16 protein-coding genes and 1 pseudogene are annotated in these 18,678 nt (G+C 69.5%); 7 read left to right on the top strand and 10 right to left on the bottom strand.

Features of this window, described 5'->3' with window-relative positions; genetic code table 11:
- From M3190_RS11045 to M3190_RS11020, 6 genes are all read right to left on the bottom strand, one after another.
- The gene (locus M3190_RS11045) at positions 1–657 is read right to left on the bottom strand and encodes a hypothetical protein (protein WP_251581392.1); all 657 of its coding nucleotides are present in this window, start codon (positions 655–657) and stop codon (positions 1–3) included.
- 5 nt (positions 658–662) lie between these two features.
- Entirely contained in the window at positions 663–1,595 is a 933-nt protein-coding gene (locus M3190_RS11040) for a carbohydrate ABC transporter permease (protein WP_251581390.1), read from the bottom strand.
- On the bottom strand, positions 1,592–2,584 hold the full coding sequence (locus M3190_RS11035; protein ID WP_251582077.1) for a carbohydrate ABC transporter permease: 993 nt from the start codon (positions 2,582–2,584) through the stop codon (positions 1,592–1,594). Before M3190_RS11035 ends, M3190_RS11040 begins: the two co-directional genes overlap by 4 nt.
- A 71-nt stretch (positions 2,585–2,655) precedes the next feature.
- A complete protein-coding gene (locus M3190_RS11030; RefSeq protein WP_251581388.1) occupies positions 2,656–3,945 on the bottom strand; it encodes an ABC transporter substrate-binding protein in 1,290 nt (429 codons plus the stop codon).
- Between the two features lie 210 nt (positions 3,946–4,155).
- Positions 4,156–5,049 (bottom strand): hypothetical protein, encoded by an 894-nt coding sequence (locus M3190_RS11025; RefSeq protein WP_251581379.1) that lies wholly within the window; start codon positions 5,047–5,049, stop codon positions 4,156–4,158.
- Positions 5,046–6,821, bottom strand: coding sequence for an ABC transporter ATP-binding protein (locus M3190_RS11020; protein ID WP_251581377.1), 1,776 nt, complete (start codon positions 6,819–6,821; stop codon positions 5,046–5,048). Before M3190_RS11020 ends, M3190_RS11025 begins: the two co-directional genes overlap by 4 nt.
- 158 nt (positions 6,822–6,979) lie before the next feature.
- Here M3190_RS11020 and M3190_RS11015 point away from each other — a divergent pair, with 158 nt between their 5' ends.
- From M3190_RS11015 to M3190_RS11005, 3 genes are all read left to right on the top strand, one after another.
- Entirely contained in the window at positions 6,980–7,390 is a 411-nt protein-coding gene (locus tag M3190_RS11015; RefSeq protein ID WP_308222254.1) for a fluoride efflux transporter FluC, read from the top strand.
- Positions 7,387–7,770: a fluoride efflux transporter CrcB gene (gene crcB / locus M3190_RS11010; RefSeq protein WP_251581373.1), complete on the top strand. Its 384-nt coding sequence runs from the start codon at positions 7,387–7,389 to the stop codon at positions 7,768–7,770. Before M3190_RS11015 ends, crcB begins: the two co-directional genes overlap by 4 nt.
- Before the next feature lie 78 nt (positions 7,771–7,848).
- Positions 7,849–9,807, top strand: coding sequence for a DUF6807 family protein (locus M3190_RS11005; protein ID WP_251581364.1), 1,959 nt, complete (start codon positions 7,849–7,851; stop codon positions 9,805–9,807).
- 207 nt (positions 9,808–10,014) lie between these two features.
- On the opposite strand, the gene M3190_RS11000 is transcribed toward M3190_RS11005, so the two are convergent.
- Entirely contained in the window at positions 10,015–10,932 is a 918-nt protein-coding gene (locus tag M3190_RS11000; protein WP_251581362.1) for a carbohydrate ABC transporter permease, read from the bottom strand.
- A complete protein-coding gene (locus M3190_RS10995; RefSeq protein ID WP_251581360.1) occupies positions 10,922–11,857 on the bottom strand; it encodes a carbohydrate ABC transporter permease in 936 nt (311 codons plus the stop codon). The genes M3190_RS11000 and M3190_RS10995 overlap by 11 nt, the downstream gene beginning before the upstream one ends.
- A 125-nt stretch (positions 11,858–11,982) precedes the next feature.
- Here M3190_RS10995 and M3190_RS10990 point away from each other — a divergent pair, with 125 nt between their 5' ends.
- The 4 genes from M3190_RS10990 (at position 11,983) to M3190_RS10975 (ending at position 16,120) form a co-directional block, all read left to right on the top strand.
- Positions 11,983–13,113, top strand: a complete 1,131-nt coding sequence (locus tag M3190_RS10990; protein ID WP_251581358.1) for an acetylxylan esterase — start codon at positions 11,983–11,985, stop codon at positions 13,111–13,113.
- Positions 13,114–13,351: 238 nt separating this feature from the next.
- A complete protein-coding gene (locus M3190_RS10985) occupies positions 13,352–14,635 on the top strand; it encodes an ABC transporter substrate-binding protein (RefSeq protein WP_251581350.1) in 1,284 nt (427 codons plus the stop codon).
- A gap of 70 nt (positions 14,636–14,705) precedes the next feature.
- The gene (locus M3190_RS10980; protein ID WP_251581348.1) at positions 14,706–15,380 is read left to right on the top strand and encodes a GDSL-type esterase/lipase family protein; all 675 of its coding nucleotides are present in this window, start codon (positions 14,706–14,708) and stop codon (positions 15,378–15,380) included.
- Positions 15,377–16,120, top strand: coding sequence for a class I SAM-dependent methyltransferase (locus tag M3190_RS10975; RefSeq protein ID WP_308222252.1), 744 nt, complete (start codon positions 15,377–15,379; stop codon positions 16,118–16,120). The genes M3190_RS10980 and M3190_RS10975 overlap by 4 nt, the downstream gene beginning before the upstream one ends.
- Positions 16,121–16,181: 61 nt before the next feature.
- Here the strand turns inward: M3190_RS10975 and M3190_RS10970 are convergent.
- Positions 16,182–17,515, bottom strand: a pseudogene (locus tag M3190_RS10970) (DUF222 domain-containing protein); the annotation flags it as partial.
- 192 nt (positions 17,516–17,707) lie between these two features.
- The gene (locus M3190_RS10965; protein ID WP_251582075.1) at positions 17,708–18,664 is read right to left on the bottom strand and encodes a M24 family metallopeptidase; all 957 of its coding nucleotides are present in this window, start codon (positions 18,662–18,664) and stop codon (positions 17,708–17,710) included.
- Positions 18,665–18,678 lie beyond the last annotated feature (14 nt).

The raw sequence follows: 18,678 nt of genomic DNA, 5'->3' as shown, positions 1-18,678 counted from the left end.
TCAGCGGCGGCGGTGCGGCACCGCTACGACGGCGAGCACCGCGCACCCCAAGGCAGCGGGCAGCAGCGGCGGCAGCATCCACGTCAGGATGACGGCCAACGCGACGGCCGCGACGTAGAAGGCGAGCCCCCGCACGTCATCCCGGACGATCACCGGGACGCTCCGGACCGCTTCTCGCCAGCCGGACGCGGGGGCCCAGGCGCCCGCGGCGACGAGCAGGGCGACGGACAGGCCGGCGAGTCCCGCCCATCCGACGGCCTCGACCACGACCCCGCCCGGGAGCATGCCGGTGCGGGCGAGCAGGATGTCGACAGCCAGAACGGCGGCGATCACGACGGAGACCAGCCCGACGAGGCTCCCGCCCGTGATCCCGGCGCGCACGTCGCGCCAGAACAGGCCGAGTCGGGAGTCCTCCGCCGCGACGAACCGACCGAGGTGACGGATGCCTGCGGCCAAGGCCACCGGAAGGGTCACGACGAGCGCGCCCACGAGCAGGACGAGCAGTCCGACCAGGAGCACCTCGCCGAACAGCGCGAACTTCGCCGCGGCACCGGGGAACCTCGCCGGAGGACGCTCCTCGAGGACGGGGCCGCTCCCCGAGCGGTCGGCGCGCACCGCCGCGCGCTCGGCGCGCCGCTGTGCACGGATCCCCGCCACGGTGATCAGCCCTTGAGACCCTGGGTCGCGACGCCGTCGACGAGGAAGCGCTGGAACACGAGGAAGAACAGCAGCACTGGGACCAGTGCGAGGAACGAGGCCGTCACGGTCGCACCGAAGTCGCTCGTCGAGGACTGGTCGTTGTAGAGGCGCAGCGCGATCGGCAGCGGGTAGTTCTCGGGGCTCGTGAGGTACAGCAGCGGCCCGAGGAAGTCGTTCCACGACCAGATGAACGCGAAGATCGCGCACGTGATCAGCGCGGGCTTGACCAGCGGCAGGATGATCGCCCAGAAGATGCGGACGTGGCCGGCGCCGTCGATGCGCGCCGCCTCATCCATGTCCCTCGGCATCTGCCGCATGAATTGGACGAGGAGGAAGACGAAGAACGCCTCGGTGGCGAGGAACTTCGGCAGGATCAGCGGCCAGAACGTGTCGACGAGCCCCAGGTTGTTGAACAGGATGTACTGGGGGATGATCACGACGTGGAACGGCAGCAGCAGCGTGCCGATCATCGCCGCGAACAGGATGCCGAGACCCTTGAACTGGATGCGGGCGAACGCGTAGGCGGCCAGGGCGCTGGAGAGAACCGTGCCGACGACCGCCGCGACGGCAAGGATGAGCGAGTTCCAGAAGAACTGGAGCAGCGGCACACCCGCAATGCCCTCGAAGACCTTCGTGTAGTTGTCGAACGACGGTGAGTTCGGGATGAGTCCCGAATTCTGCCCGAACTCCGAGTTCGGCTTGAGCGTCGAGACCGCCAGCCAGACGAGCGGGTAGAGGACGAGAGCCGTCAGCGCGACGAGCACGACGAGCCAGATGACCGTCTGCCACGTCTTGCGCTTCACGCGGCGACGCGGCGGGTTCGCGATGACCTGCTGCGCGGCGAAGACGGGCGTCGATGCCGCGCCGGAGGTCGTGGTGACGTTGGAGGTGCTCATCGGTTGTCTCCGGCGTAGTGCACCCAGGAACGCTGGGTGCGGAAGAGGATGAAGGCGATGATCGCGACGACGACGAGCAGGACCCACGCGATGGCGGCCGCGTAGCCCATCTGACCGTCTGCGAAGCCGCGCTTGTAGAGATAGAGCGTGACGAAGTTCGTCATGCCCGCGGGGCCGCCCGAGCCGTTGGAGATGATGTATGCCGACGCGAACACCTGGAACGCCCCGATCAGACCGAGCAGCAGGTTGAAGAAGATGACCGGCGACAGCATCGGCAGCGTCACGGCGCGGAACCGGTGCCAGGCACCGGCGCCGTCCATCTCCGCGGCCTCGTACAGCTCCTTGGGGATCTGCTTCAGTCCGGCCAGGAAGATGACCATCGTCGCGCCGAACTGCCAGATCGACAGGATGATCATCGCGGGGAGGACGAGGCTCGGGTTGCCGATCCAGCCGCCGAGGTCGATACCGAGGAACGACAGCGATGAGTCGACGGGGCCGTCGGAGCCGAACATCGCCCGCCAGACGATCGCGACCGAGACCGATCCGCCGATGAGCGAGGGAGCGTAGAAAGCGGAACGGAAGAATCCGGCACCCTTGTCGCGGAAGTTCAGCAGCATCGCCACGAGCAGGGCAGCGAGCAGGGTGATCGGCGTGCCGACCAGGACGTAGACCAGCGTGATCTGCGCGGACTGGATGAACTGCGGGTCATTCGTGAACAGCCGGACGTAGTTGTCGAATCCGATCCAGCGCGGCGGCTGGAAGATGTTGTATCGCGTGAACGACAGGTAGAGCGAGTACGCCATCGGCAGGATCGTCAGTCCGAAGAATCCGACGAGCCACGGGATCAAGAAGCCGTAGCCGGCGAGAGTTTCGCGTCGGGCGCGCGAACGCTGGGTGGGACGGTCGAGGTCCTCGGGTCGGCGGCTGTTCGCGAGGGTGCGACGTCGCTTCTCGCCGGTGACGATGACCCTCGTCGCGGTGGTGCTCACGGGCTGCTCCAGGTATCGGGACGGTCGGACGATGCGGGGTCCGGATGCCGCGGCATCCGGACCCCGGTCGGTCACTGGTTGAGGACGACGTCCATCTCGGTGAAGAACTGCGAGACGGCGTCATCGACGGTCGTGGTGCCGAAGTTCAGCTCCACTCCGAGCTGACGGAACTTCTCCTCGAGGGTGCCATACCCCACGATCGGAACGGGAGGAGCGTCGCCGAGACGGTCGGCGATGGACGCCTCGTAGTCCTTGACCTGCTGGCTGAGCGGGTCGAGCTCCGCGGCGGCGAGGGCGGTCTCGGAGGCGGGGAGGCCTCGGTTGGTTCCGAAGATCTCGCCCGACTCGGGCGAGTTGACGAGGAAGTTCACGAGCGTCGCAGCCGCCTCGGGCTCATCGGTGTTCGCGGCGATCGAGTGCAGCATCGAAGGCTTGAGGTACAGGTCCTTCGCGCCCTCCTCCGTGACCGGCGGAGCGACGAGACCGAGCTCGGTGTAGTCCGCGCCGAGGTTGCCGAGGTAGCCGGCGCCGAAGTTGTCCCAGGTGAGCTCGCTCGCGGTCAGCGCCGTGTCGAACCCGCCCAGCGGGAGGGCCTCCTCGACGGTCTGCTGCGGGACGCCGATGCCGTCGCGGATCGACTGACCCTCTTCCCAGAACGCCTTCAGCCGTGCCTCGTCGAAGCCGGGCTCGCCCTCCTCGGTGAAGAGCTCGCCTCCTTCCGAGCGCAGCTGCAGTTCGAAGTTCTGGATGCGGCCGGTGTAGTCGCTGCCGCCCCAGAACTCGCCACCGCTGGCGTCGGTGATCTCGCTCATCCAGGCGGTGTAGTCGTCCCAGGAACCACCGGCGAACTCGTCGACGCCCGCCTGCTCGAGCAGGACGGGGTTGGTGAACAGGCCCCACGCGTTCGTGGATGTCGCGATGCCGTACGTCGTGTCGTTCACGACGCCGATGTCGAGGATGTTCTGCGGCAGTGGATCTGTCTCGATGATGCCGCCCAGGTACGGGTCGAGGTCGAGAAGGAGACCGTTCTCGGAGTACTGACGCAGGTAGGAGTAGTCGAACTGCATGACGTCGGGGAGGTTCTTACCCGCCGCTTCGGTCTGCCGCTTCTCCCAGAACTCGGGGAAGGCGAGGAAGCTCGTGTTGACCGTGATGTTGGGGTACTTCTCGTTGAACGCCTCGATCGCCTTGTTGTACAGATCGGCGCGGACGTCGTTGCCCCAGAACGCGAGATCGATCGAGACCTTCTCGTCGGGGTCGTAGGTGCCTGCGGGCTCCGGCGAACCGGCGCAGCCTGCGAGGGCGATGGCCGAGCCGGTCGCGAGGGCGACGGCGGCGAGCGCGCGTTTGCTGATGAACATCTTTGTCCTCTCTCGAACGTCCGTGTTGCGAGTGCTGGTGGACGTCATGGTCCGTGATCTGGCATTCCTGGTGCGGCGGACCGGAGTCCGCGGGAAAGCGCTTGCCTTGCACTGTAGTCGGGGTTGAAACGTTTTTCAAGAGCAAAGCTGTGACCGGTCCCAGGCTACCCGTCAGCGGTCCGGCGTACGGATCGGGGACCGCCTGCCGGACTAGATGACGAACAATTCCCCGTCGCGCACCACGAGCTCCGCCCGGAAGACGACGCTGCGCCGCTCGTCGGGGACCCCCGGGTGCGTGAAGAAGTAGAACCACATCCTGCCGTTCTCGCGCACCGGTGCCCCGTGGTGGCCGAAGCCCGAGCTCGGCACGGCCCCCGCGCCGAGAATGACGGCATCCGCCCCACCCTGCCGCTGCCACGCGACGGCATCGGTCGAGCGGTACACCCCCATGCCGCGCCACTCGTCGACGATCATCCACCAGGAGCCGTCGAGCTCGAACACCGTCGGCCCCTCGTGGGGCCGACCGCCGATCGCGGTGCCCTCCGACCGCCACGTCGCGAGGTCGGCGGAGACCGCGACCTTCGTCACCGAATCGGCGGCCTCGTCCTTGTACCAGAGCCGCCACCGGCCGTCGGGAGTCCGCGCGACCGCTGCATCGATGACGCGGTCGCTGTCGAGGGTGATCGGGCCTATCCGGTGCCAGCGGGCGAGGTCGGCGGATCGGTACTCGACGATGTGACGGGCGTACCCCGGCCACTGGTCGGGGACCCCGTCGATCTCGGTGAGGTACATCCGCCAGCCGATGCCGTCGTGCGCGACCTCGGGCGCCCAATGGGTGCGATCCGTGCTCGGGGGCGGGCCCTCGGCATCCATGCCCAGCCCGTCGGTGGTCGGCTCGAGGGTTCCGGCGTACGACCAGCGGATGCCGTCGGTCGAACGTGCGACGCCGATGCGGCTGCCGTGCACCCAGGCGACACCGGCGCCGGGGTCGGGGTGCGTCGCGCGGCGCTGAGTGTAGAACATCCACCAACGACCGGCGTCGTCGATCACGACGAGCGGATCGGTCGCCCCGTCGTAGACCGGATCCCGGTAGACCTCCCTCACGCGAGCCCCGCCTGGGTCAGGTGCAGCTGCGCGTAGCGACCGCCGCGTTCGAGGAGCTCGTCGTGCGAGCCGCGCTCGACGATCTCGCCCCGTTCCAGCACGACGATGACGTCGGCCTGCCGCACGGTCGACAGGCGGTGGGCGACGACCAGGGTGGTGCGTCCCGTCATGAGGCGACTGAGGGCATCCTTCACGAGCTCTTCCGACTCGGGGTCGAGTGCGCTGGTGGCCTCATCGAGCAGCAGGATGCGCGGATCGCGGATGAGCGCGCGAGCGATCGCGAGCCGCTGTCGCTGACCACCCGACAGCCGGGCGCCGCGCTCGCCGACGACGGTGTCCCAGCCCTGCGGTTGATCCTGGACGAAGCTCCACGCGTTCGCGTCGCGGAGCGCGCGCTCGATGCGCTGGTCGTCGACGTCGCCGAGCCCGTAGGCGACGTTCTCGCGGATCGTCCCCTCGAACAGGACGGACTCCTGCGGGACGACCGAGACGAACCGGCGGACGGTGCGCAGGTCGAGCTCCTGCATGTCCTGCCCGTCGACGAGGATGCCGCCCGCCGTCGGCCGGAGGAAGCCGAGGATGAGGTTCAGCATCGTCGACTTGCCCGAACCGGATGATCCCACGAAGGCGACGGTCGCCCCGGCGGGGATGCGGAGGTCGACGGCGTGCACCGCGTCCTCGTGCGCGCCGGGATAGCGATGCGACACGTGCGCGAGGGTGAGCTCACCGACGACCGCGTCGACCCGGCGCTTGCCGGCGTTCTGCTCCAGGTCGGGCTCCTGCAGGACCTCTGCGATCGAACGCACCGACTCGAGACCGCGGGCGCCGACCGGGATCAGCATGAGGAGCTGCGTGAGGCCCTGCGTCAGCAGCGTGAAATACGTCGACAGGAGGACGACCTCACCCGGGGTGATCGGCAGGAGGCCGGTGAGCGAGAAGATCGCGGCGAGCACGAGGCACCCCACCCCGAGCAGCTGCATCGCGACCCACGACACGGACGCGACGTGGCCGTTGAGCATGTCGAGGTGCAGGCCGGCTCGACGCACGCCGTCCGCGCCCGTCGCGACTCGCGTGACGGCGGTCTGCTCGAGCCCGTGCGCACGCGTGACGGGGATGAGCGACGCCATCTCGCCCACGCGCGCCGACAACGTCTCGACCTCGCGCCGGAACACCGCGTTGCGGGCGTGGGAGCGCTGGCGCATGGCATAGCGGATGCCGATGGCGATCGGCACGGCGAGGGCGTAGACCGGCAGGAACTGCGGGACGGCGATCGCGGTCATCGTGACGGCACCGATCATGACCATGGTCGCGGAGAGGAGCGGATGCGTCACCTGCTGCAGCATGAGCTCGACGTTCTCGACGTCGCGGACCACCTTGGTCTGCACGATCGAGGAGCTGATGCGCGTGTGGTAGCCGATCGACAGGGTCTGCAGCCGTTCGGCGAGCGCGTTGCGGAGATCGGCGCCGGTGTCGCGGACGACGGTCATGAAGCTGCGCGTGTAGAGGATGTGGTTCGGATAGTTCTGCAGGAGCAGGACGGCGGCCACGACGAACCACCAGATGACGTCGGAGACCTGGCCGCGCCCCGCGACGATGTCGATGACGGCGGCCGTGATCACCGGGAGGAACCACAGCGGAATCTCCTTTGCCGCGAAGGCCAGGACGGCCACGATCATGCGCCCCGGCCGGCGGGCGAGCAGGCGCATCACCGACCGTGCCGGCCGGGCTCCGTCGATGAGGTCGGCCAGATCGGAAAGCGTTTTCCGCGTCATGGGATCCATCGTACGGGCGGCGCTTCGGGGCCGGAACCCCCTGGGCTCCGATTCGACTCCTCGGGTCTATCGTGGACGCGATGACCACGCCCGCCCCCGCGCACGACCCGCACGGCGAACTCCCGATCGACGGCGACATCGCCGAGGACGCGCGGCCGGTGCACCTGTCGTGGTCGTCGATCCTCCTCGTGCTCATCGGCGGCACGGTCGGCACGGCGGCGCGCGAGGGGCTGTCGCTCGCGATCCCCTCGGTCGGCGGCATCCCCGTCGCCATCTTCGCGATCAACATCGTCGGCGCGCTCTTCCTCGGCGCACTCCTCGAGACCCTCGCCCGACGCGGGCCCGACCTCGGTCGCCGCCGTGCGCTGCGCCTGCTGCTCGGCACGGGATTCGCGGGCGGGTTCACGACGTACAGCGCGCTCGCCGTCGACAGCGGGATGCTGCTGACGGGCGGCGATCCGGCGGCCGGCATCCTGTACGCGGTCGGCACCGTCATCGTCGGCGCGCTCGCGACCGTGGCAGGCATCGCGCTCGCCGCGGCCCGGCACCGCAGGGCGGTGACCCGGTGACACCGGGGCTGTTCCTCGTCCTGTCGCTCGCGGGGGGCGTCGGCGCGGCCCTGCGTCTCGTGGTCGACGGCGCCGTGAAGGCGCGTGTGCGCACGGCGCTGCCGGTCGGCACGCTCCTCATCAACGTTGCGGGCTCGCTCGTGCTCGGCTTCGTGACCGAGCTCGCGCTGGCCGGGGTCGTCGACGACGCGTGGCGACTCGTCATCGGCACCGGCCTGTGCGGCGGATTCACCACCTTCAGCACCGCGAGCTTCGAGACGGTCCGCCTCGTGCAGGAGCGCCGGTACGCGCTCGGCGCAGCGAACGCGATCGGGATGCTGGTGGCCGCCGTCGCAGCGGGGCTGCTCGGCATCGCGCTCGGCCGACTCCTCATCGGCTGAAGACCGCGGATTTCGCCGCGGAACGACTCAGGGAAAGCGCTTGCTGGCATACTCGAAGGAGCCGACGAAGGAGTCCCCGTGACTGTCCCCCGACGAACCCGCATCGTCCTCGCCGGAGCCCAGGGCTTCGGCACCGTCCACCTCGAGAACCTGCGCCGCCTCGGCGAGCGCGTCGACCTCGTCGCCGTCGCCGACCCGACCCCCGTACCGCCCGAGAACCTGCCCCACGGCACGCAGGCGTTCGCGTCGCTGGCGGATGCCCTCGACGCCGTCGTCGACGTCGACGTCGTCATCGTGGCGACGCCGCTGCACACACACGCCGCTCTCGCCGGCCTCGTCGTCGCGCGCGGTATCGATCTGTACCTCGAGAAGCCGCCGGTCCTGTCGACCGCCGACTTCGCCGTCCTCGCCGATGCCGCCGCGGCATCCGGCTCGCGCATCCAGGTCGGATTCCAGAGCCTCGGATCCCTCGCGATCCCCGCCCTCATCGCCGACGGGTTCGATCTCGGACCGATTCAGGCGATCGGCGCCGTCGGCCTCTGGTGCCGCGACCAGGCGTACTGGTCGCGCAGCCGCTGGGCGGGCCACCGCGTCCTCGACGGGTTCCCCGTCCTCGACGGCGTCGTCGCGAACCCGCTCGCCCACGCGACGGCCACCGCCCTCGCCGTCGCGCAGTCGACGTCCGCGTTCGACGTGAACCAGGTCACCGCAGACCTCTACCGCGCCAACGCCATCGAAGGCGACGACACCAGCGTCGTCCGCCTGTCGACCGGCCGCGGCATCCGTGTCACCTCCGCGCTCACGCTGTGCGCCGAGCAGGACGAGGACCCTTACGTCCTCATCCGCGGCACCCGCGGGTCGGCGAAGTTCTTCTACACCGAGGATGTCGTCGAGACGGCCGACCGCCGCGTCGAGTTCGGCCGCATCGATCTCGTCGAGAACCTGCTCGACCACCGCGACCACGGCACGCCTCTGCTCGCTCCCCTGCACGAGACGGGGGCCTTCGTCCGGGTGATGGATGCCGTCGCCGACACCGACCCCGTCGCGATCGATGCGGCGCACGTCAGCTGGAACGAGAGCGGCCCCTCCCCGCGGATCGTGCTGGCCGGCGTCCGCGACGCGGTCGAACGAGCGGTCGACGCGGAGGCCACGTTCGCCGAGCTGCATCTGCCCTGGGCGGCGAAGACCGAGCCCGCCGTGCTGGCCGACCTCTCCGCGTCGGACGACGCACCGCATCCGGTCGCCGTCCTCGTCGACGGAGCCGACGTGACCCGCTCGTCGAGCCCGCGGCCCTACCTGCACCCCGTCAGGACGCCCGGCGGTGTCGTCGTCTCGGACTCGCATCCCGCCGATCACGACTGGCACCTGGGCATCAGCGTCACGCTGCAGGACGTCTCGGGCGTGAACTTCTGGGGCGGACGCACCTACACGCCCGGCCGCGACTACGTCTGGCGGGACGACCACGGGCGGATCGTCGCGACGCGCGTGGAGGGGTCGGCATCCGCTCTCGAAGCCGAGTTCGCCTGGATCGGTCGCGACGGCGCGCACATGCTGACCGAATGCCGGCGGATGACCGTCGCCGAGGCCGGCTCCGGCGCGACCACCGTCGACCTGACGTTCGAGCTCACCACGCGGGCGGGCACGCTCCACCTCGGCGGCCCGGGCAGCAACGGCCGGGTCGGCGGTGGCTACGGCGGACTCTCGTGGCGCCTGCCGGCCGCGACGGACGTCGACGTGCGCACCGCGTCGGCGCGCGGAGAGGACGCGGTGCACGGCACCGTCGCACCCTGGCTCGCCTGGTCGGCCGCGTTCGCCGAGGGCGCCGCGACGGTCGCGATGGCTCCGCTCGACGAGGCCTCAGCCGCTGATCCGTGGTTCGTGCGCGTCGCGGGGTACCCCGGGATCGGGGCCGCCCTCGCCTGGGACCGCGCGGTCACCCTCAGCCCCGGCATCCCCGTGTCACGCTCCTACCGCCTGCTCGTCGCCGACGGCCGCCTGTCGGACGCCGAGGTCGTCGCCGCCCTGCGTCTGAACTGACGCGCGCGGCGCGGTCGCGGTCGCGCGGTCGCGGTCGCTCTCGCGCGGTCGCGGTCGCGCGGTCGCGGTCGCGCGACCATGAGGGCCACATCATGTGCACCGATCGAGAGCACACGTTCCGAACGGGCCGGAACGTATGCTCTCGTGCCGAGCACATGATGTGGACACGCGGGGGATGCGGGGGCCGCAGCCTTCCCGCGCGGCGTCTTACTTGATGCCGGTCGTGGCGATGCCGCGGATGAGGAAGCGCTGACCGAACAGGAACGCGAGGAACACCGGGACGAGGGACACGACGGACATCGCGAACATGCCGCCGAAATTCGACGCACCCTGGGCCGACATGAACTGGCGGAGTGCCAGGGGCACGGTGAACAGGTCGGGGTTGTTCAGGTAGATGAGGGCGCCGAAGAAGTCGTTCCACACCCACACGAAGGTGAAGATCGCCGTCGTGGCGAGGGCCGGGGTCATCATCGGCAGCAGGATCTGCAGGAAGATGCGGGCGTGCCCCGCGCCGTCGATGCGCGCCGCCTCGTCGAGGTCGCGGGGGATGCCGCGGATGAACTGCACCATCAGGAAGATGAAGAACGCGTCGGTCGCGAGGGCCTTCGGGAGGATGAGCGGCCAGAACGTGTTCACCAGGCCGAGCTGGCTGAACATGATGTACTGCGGCACGATCACGATGTGCACGGGCAGCATGATCGTGACGAGCATGATCGCGAACATCGTGCGCTTGAAGTGGAAGTTCAGTCGCGCGAACGCGTAGGCCGCCATCGAGCACGAGATGAGGTTGCCGACGATCGAACCGGCGACCACGACGATCGAGTTCCAGAGGTATGTGCCGAACGACGGCGACAGGGCGTTCCAGCCCTCGGTGTAGTTCGAGATCTCGAACGAGAGCGGCCAGAGGCCGGGCAGGCGGAAGATCTCGTCGTTGGGTCGCAGCGAGCTGACGACCATCCACAGCAGCGGGTAGAGCATGAGCGCCGACGTCGCGATGAGGAAGATGTGCCGGGCGACGACGCTCACCTTCGAACGGCCGCCGAGCGCGGCTGACTGCCGGCGACGGATGCGTTGCCGCTCCTGGGCGAAGCGCCGGTCGCGGGTCGTGATCAGTTCAGTCGTCATAGAACACCCACAGCTTGGAGAGAGCGAAGTTCACGGCGGTGAAGCCCGCGATGATGGCGACGAGCAGCCAGGCCATCGCCGAGGCGTAGCCCATGTCGAAGGCCGTGAACCCCTTCTGGTAGAGGTACAGCGTGTAGAAGAGCGTCGAGTCGGACGGGCCGCCCGATCCGCCCGAGATGATGAACGCCTGCGTGAACGCCTGGAACGCACCGATCATCGACAGCACGAGGTTGAAGAAGACGATGGGGCTGAGCAGCGGCAGCGTGATCGAGAAGAACTGCCGCACGGGACCGGCGCCGTCGACGGATGCCGCCTCGTAGTACATGACCGGGATCTGCCGGAGGCCGGCGAGGAAGATCACCATCGGGGCTCCGAAGCCCCAGACGCTCAGCAGGATGATGGTCGACAGCGCGGTGTCGGGATTCGAGATCCAGCCGGGACCCTCGATGCCGAAGATCGCCAGGAACTGGTTGACGATGCCGTCGACACCGAAGATCTGCTTCCACAGGATCGCGACGGCGACCGACGAGCCGAGCAGCGACGGCAGATAGAACATCGAGCGGTAGAACGCGAGCCCGCGCAGTCCCTTGTCGAGCAGGAGCGCGACACCGAGCGCGGCGGCCATCGCGAGGGGGACGCCGACGAGGACGTAGACGAAGGTGACACCGAGGGATGCCGCGAGGCGCGGGTCCTGCGCCATGCGCACGTAGTTGTCGAGCCCGATCCACTCGGGGGCGTTGAACAGGTCGTACTTCGTGAACGAGAGGTAGAGGGACGCCAGGATCGGCAGAACGGTCACGAGGATGAGGCCGAGCAGCCACGGTGCCAGGAAGACGAGCGCCGCCTTCGTGTCCTTCGGTCGCTCGCGCTGTCCACGTTTTCCACCGCCGCGGCGCAGCTGGGACAGCTCGCTGATCGCGCTCATCCGGGTCCTCCTCGACACTTCCGACGGTCGTCTGCGACCGCCGTATCCACGCTCAGAAAGCGCTTTCTGTGACGATACACTATCGAGCGGAACGCACAAGCGATCGACGACGATGAGGAGCCGCCATGGCCGATTCCGCCCGCACCGACGAGTCGTCCGCGAGCCTCGGACCGATCGCCGGATACCCCGAATGGCCGGCCTTCCTCGCGCACGAACCGACCGCGACCGACGGCCCCGGACTGCGATCCGCCCTCGCCCGCGCCCTCGGTGTGCGGCGGACGGCAGCGACCGATCTGCGGATCGAGCGGGAGTGGCGGGCGGACGGCATCCACGGTCGCGAGCTCACCTGGCAACTGCCCTACGGACCGCGCACCCGCGCCTGGCTGCTGCGACCGGACGACGACGGACGCCCGCTGCCCGGCCTGCTCGGGCTCCACTGCCACGGCGGCATCCGCTCCGTCGGCGGCGAGCAGCTCGTCGACACGGATGCCGAGGCGCACCCGTCCGCCGCGATTCTGCGCGCGAGCGTCTACGGCGGGCGCTCCCCGGCGAACGACCTCGCGCACGACGGCTTCGTGGTGCTCGCGCACGACGCGTTCTCGTGGGGCAGCCGGGCGTTCGACCTCTCGCATCCGACGCCGCGCCTGGCCGGCCTCATCGCCGCGCGCGAGGCGCTGTGGCGCGAAGAGGGCATCGTCCCGACCGAGGCGGAGCGGTTCGACGCCGTCGCCTCGCTGCACGAGGACTCGCTGGCGAAGGCGGCGGGGATGCTGGGCACATCGCTCGCCGGCGCCGTCGCGACCGACGATCTCGCCGCGCTCGACGTGCTCGCCTCCGTCGACGGAGTGGATGCCACCCGTCTGGGCACCTTCGGACTCTCGGGCGGCGGCGGGCGCGCCGTCCTCCTGCGCGCCCTCGACGATCGCGTCCGCGCGACCGTCGTCACCTGCATGATGGCGACCTTCGCGTCGATCGTCCCTACGGAGCTCGACACCCACTCGTGGCTGCTGAACAGCCCCGGCATCCGTACCGCCGGCGACCTGCCGGAGATCGCGGCGTCCGCTGCACCGCGGGAGCTGCTCGTCCAGTACGGCGAGCGCGATCCGCTGTTCCCGCTCGAGGGGATGCGGGATGCCGACGCGGCGCTCGCGGGCACGCCCGGGTACCGCGGAACGTTCTTCGACGAAGGTCACGTGTCGAGCGTCGGAATGCAGGAGGAGGCGCGGGCCTTCTTCGCGGACACTCTCACGGCGTGACCCAAGCGAGACACAACGGTCGTTGACAACCCTGCGGGGACGACGCTACCGTCCGTCAGTAAGCGTTTTCTCGCCGCTGAGAAAACGTTTGATCCGCGAAGGAGCGGCATGACCACGATCACCACCGGCCCGACCCGACACGACCGCACGGCCGCCCACCGATCGACCCTCCGCTCCGCTCGGATCACCCCTGTCCTGCTGCGCGCCTTCCGCCGCCGCACCGTCTGAGAGGAACCCCATGAAGAATCGACGCCTCCTCGCCATCGCCGCCGCCGGCGTGGCGCTGGCCGTCACACTGACCGGTTGCGGCGGTGGATCCGGAGCCGGGAACGGCGACGAGAAGATCACGCTCCGCTTCGCCTGGTGGGGCAGTGATGAGCTGAACGCCATCAAGGACGAGCAGATCGCGCTGTTCGAGAAGGCGCACCCGAACATCACCGTCGAGGGCGAACCGAGCGAGTACAACGGCTACTACGACAAGCTCGCCACGCAGGTCGCCGGCGGCGGCGCGCCCGACGCGCTGCAGATCACGTACGACGCACTGCCGCTCTACGTGAGCAAGAACGCGATCGCCGACATCAGCGCCGACGTCGACCAGGAGAAGTTCCAGGCCGGTTCGCTCGACGCGGGCATCATCGACGGCAAGCTCTACGCTCTGCCGACGGGTGTCGGCTCTCGCGGCATCATCGTCAACCCGGCCGTCTTCGAGGCCGCGGGTGTCGAGCTCCCCGATGACACGTCCTGGACGTGGGACGACTACATCGAGATCGCCAAGGAGATCTCCGACAAGGCCGGCGACGGCGTCTACGGGTCGTCCGCGATCTCGAACGACCAGTCGCTCATGGCGTTCGCGCGCCAGAACGGCGAGGACCTCTACACGGCCGACGGGAAGTTCGGCGTGAGTGAGGCGACGGCGCAGGAGTTCTTCGAGTTCTCGAAGGACCTGCAGGACTCGGGCGGGTCGCCCGACGCCTCGACCGCGGCGGAGGACGCCTCGGCGTCACTCGAGCAGAGCCTCATGGGCCAGGGCAAGATCGGCATGACGTTCGCGCCGCTGAACTTCATCGGCATCTATGCGGGCGCCTCGGGTCAGGAGCTCAAGATCCTGAACGTCCCCGGCGACAGCGCCGGCGAGGTGGGTCTCGTCATCCAGCCGACCGTGCAGTACGCGGTGTACTCGAAGTCGAAGCACCCCAAGGAAGCCGCCATGCTGATCGACTTCCTGCTGAACAGCGAAGAGGCGGGCCCGCTCAACAAGCTGACCCTCGGCATCCCCGCCGACCCGACGGTGCTCGAGGCGATCACCCCCGACCTGACCGAGTCGGAGAAGGAGCAGGTGGCCTTCATCGACCGACTGTCCCAGGCCGGTGGCACGCCGCAGAACCCGATCGCGCTGCCGACCTCGCAGCTCGGCCCGATCATCACGAAGCTGCTCGACGACGTCACGTTCGGCAAGACGACTCCGGCGGATGCCGCCAAGGAGCTCGTCTCGCAGGTCGACACGGCGCTGGCCGCGAGCTGACAGACGGATGCGGCGGTCGGGATGTCCCGGCCGCCGCATCGCCATGTCCGGGATCATCGAGAGGATGCGGATGACATATCACCTGGCAGGAGACTCGACGGTCGCGCCCATGAAGGTCGGCGAGGAGCCGATGGCGGGCTGGGGCGAGTGCCTCGGCGAGTTCGTCGCGGCTCCGGTGCGGAATCACGCGTTCGGCGGCGCGACGACCGAGTCATTCCTCGCGACCGGCACATGGGCACGGCTGATCGCGGATGTGGCCGAGGGCGACACCGTGGTGATCCAATTCGGGCACAACGATCAGAAGCAGCCCGACCTGCTCGCCTCTCGCGGCGGTTATACCGAGCGGCTGCGACGGATGGTGCGCGAGGTGCGGGAGCGCGGCGCGCGGCCAGTGCTGTGCTCGTCGTGCGAGCGGCGGTGGTTCGACGGGGATCGCGTCACGCCGACGCACGGCGACTACCCGAACGCGGTCCGCGATCTGGCGGCCACCGAGGGGGTCGATCTCATCGACCTGACGGTGTTCACGACCTGGCTCTACGAGGATGTGGGGGACGCGGCATCCGCTCGTCTGCTGTCGCACTACGCGCCCGGCGAGACCGCCGCGTGGCCGGAAGGTCTCGTCGACGACACGCACTTCCGGCTCGAGGGCGCGCGGCGCATCGCGCGCTTCGTCGCGCAGAGTCTGCGTGCGATCGAGCGGCGCGACGGGGATCAGCCGGCGAAGGGGTCGACGCTCACGGCGTGAGGCGGGCTGCCTACGCTGAGGACGTGACGGATTACGACCCCCGAATCGTCGGCCTCTATGACGTCGACAACCCCGACGGTCCGGATCACGACTTCTACCGTTCGCTGGCCGACGAGTGCGGGGCGCGAAGCGTCCTCGATCTCGGATGCGGGACCGGGATGCTGACCGTCACCTTGGCGCGCGACGGACGGCGGGTGGTGGGGGTCGATCCCTCTCGCGCGATGCTCGAATTCGCGCGCCGCCGCGACGGCGGGGACGACGTCGAGTGGGTCCTGGGCGACAGCCGCATGGCGCCGTCGGGGCCGTTCGATCTCGTCCTGATGACCGGCAATGTGGTGCAGCACCTCCCCGACGCTGAGTGGGCGCGCACCCTCCACGACCTGCGTGCGCGGATGCGGCCGGGCGGGACGCTGTCGTTCGAGAGCCGCAATCCCGCGTTCCGCGAGTGGGAGTCGTGGTCGGCGGCGCCTTCGCACCGAGAAACTCCGCATGGGACGCTGACCGAATGGATGGATGTCGAGGTGGTCGACGAGCGCATCGTGCGGTTCCGCGCTCACAACCGCTTTGCGACGGGCGAAACGGTCATCGAGGAGCAGGCGCTCGTGTTCCGCAGCCAGGCGGAGCTGGAAGACGATCTGCAGTCGACGGGATTCGGGGTGGAGTCGGTGCACGGGGAGTGGACCGGCGCGCCGTTCGATGGCTCTACTCGTCTGATGATCTTCACGGCGCGTGCGCTTTAGCGAGGCAGGATCCACTCGTCGAGGGTGCATCGCGAGATCCCACAAGTGACGAAGCAGGCGGCGGTGCGAGTGGTGGGGGTGGTGGTACGGCAGGACTGAAGGCGACGGCCGGGGTGGGTGCGTCTTGGCGATACGTTCTGCCCAGGGGTGAAGTCCATTCGAGGACGCCACCCGTGAGTTGTCGGACTCTCCAGGCGGTGAACTGCTTCATCGAGTGGTGCCGTTGACACAGGTGCGCGAGGTTCCCGAGCTCTGTCTTCCCGCCGAGGGCGTGATCGTGGGTGTGATCGATCTCGCAGCGGATCGCGGCGGTGCGGCATCCGGGGAACCGGCAGTGCTGGTCGCGGGCCTGGAGGAACCGTCGCATACCCGACGGCACCCGGTACGAGTCGGTCGCGGCGGTAACCCCGGTGGTCGAATCGTGAAAAAGGCGCTCCCAGACCCCGGTGCCGCCCGCGAGGCAGCGCGCGGACGCCGGGTCGATCGGGGAGCGGCCCGCGAGATGGCAGGGTCCGTCGTCGTCTCCCGTGAGTGTCGCGGCCGGGACGAGGATCTGCACGCGTGCGCGGATCGCGCCGGGGGCCCTGCGGTGGTGTCACGCGTGTCGTCCAACGCCGGGGTGCCGGCGAGGAGCAGGTCCGCGAACACGTCCGCACGTACCTGATCCGTCGACCGGGTGTCGGACGCGATCACGCTGGCAGTGTCGTCGCCCGGGCCGGCGTGCGCGGCAACGCGCTCGTCGCGGGTGTCGATGATCGCTCGCGCCTGTTGCGTCAACCGGTCGTGGATCCCCTCGGCGATCACCGTCGGCAGGGTCGCGATCACGTCCGACATCCCGTCCCGCCCGGGGACGAGCCGCACACAGCGGCCCGCGGCCGCCTCCTCGTGCCGCTCGGCGAACGACCGCGGGTGCATCCGATGGGCGATGATCTCCAACTCAGCACGGACACGGTTCGGGGTGTCCCGCTCGCACCGGGTGATCGCCGCTGCCTCGAACTCCACCCACAGCTCGGCGGGGAGGCTCATCCCGGCTTCCACGATGGCGGTCGCATGACCACGCACGATGCGTCCCTGCTCCCACGCCTCGACGGTCGCGGCGAACCCTTCGATCAGCGTGCGCGCTTCCCCGATGCGGCGTTGCACGGTCCGGTCGGTGACACGCATCACCCCACCGACTTCCGCCGCGATCGACCGGAGGGCCATGTCGTGCACCTGCACGCGCGCGTTGCGCTGCGCGGTCTGCGCCTCCGCCAAACGTCCCGCCGCAGCGAGCATTCGGAGCTCTCGGATCTGGACCGCGGCAAGCTCACGCGTCAGCCCGCCGGCCTCCGCGACGATGCCCGCCAGGGTGGCGAGATAGTCCTCGCCACCGGGGGTTTCCGCCGCATCCGTCATATCTGCACTCTGCCACCCGCCACCGACATCCACGGCCGGAAAACGGGCCGAGAACACCCGTTATGCACACCCCGAAGATGAGGGTCCTCTCACCTCGCAAGGGCGGCCGCTGGCTCCACCGTCACACGATCCGGATCACACCCGAAACCGACGCATGTCTCCGAATCCGCCGCACTCACCGCGGGCGCCGCCTCAGCCGAACGCGCGCGCCGCCGGCCGCCGTAGCCCGGCGAACTCCTCGGTCGGCCACGCCGGGTCGACCGTCAGGACCTCGATGCCCGACTCCGTCACGAGGACCGTGTCCTCGACCTTCGCGCCGGGCGCGCTCGGGTTCCAGGCGAAGGCGTGCGACGACACCACCGCATCCGTCGTCAGCGTCGTCGCGCGGGGGTCGCGGCCGGCGTACCCGGTCGGTCCGCCCTGGTGGTGCTTCGTCCACTCGTCCGCGTCGAAGCCGGACGCCGCATACCCGGCCGTCCCGGCGGCGAAGACGTCGTTCAGCCGAGCACCCGGTCGGGTCGCGGCGAGGAACGCCGCCTCGACCGCGAGGATCCTGTCGTCGTCGGCTCCCGCCTCCCCCACCCACCGCGTGGCGTTGGCGATGAGCCCGTGACGCCGGCCGCACACCACGAGCATCGCGCGGCTTCCGAGCACACCGTCCGCGGGGAGCGGATGCCGGTGGGGCAGCCGCTCCTCCCCCGCGACCAGGATCACGAGCGGGTCGATCCCCCGTGCAGCCAGACCCGAGGCGAGCGCGGCCGCGGCCGACCGCTCGGTCGACGACGCGTTCAACTCGCGGGCGACCGCCGTCAGCACCTCTGCCGTCTCGCGCCCGAGAGCGCGATAACGATCCGCCTCTGCGGGCAGCAGCGACGCCCGCGCGGCGCGCAATGCGGGAGCGACCTCGGCCTCGACGAGCCCCACCCCGGCCGCCTCGACCACAGATCGATGCCACGGCACGCGGACGACTCGCTCGGCATCCTCGGGCAGCAGCTCCTCGGCGATGAGCCGGTCGGCCTCGTTCCCGCCCACGAACAGCGTGTCACCGCCGTCGTCGACCCGCACCGCGAGGACGGGCGGGCCTGCCAGAGAGACGTGCGTACGTGCACCCTCGAGATACCAGGCGAGCGCCTCGTGGGACGAGAGCACGAGCGGGTGACCGC

This window comes from Microbacterium oleivorans, assembly GCF_023715745.1.
GTDB classification, from domain to species: domain Bacteria; phylum Actinomycetota; class Actinomycetes; order Actinomycetales; family Microbacteriaceae; genus Microbacterium; species Microbacterium oleivorans_D.
This window is presented reverse-complemented; position numbering and strand designations above follow the sequence as displayed.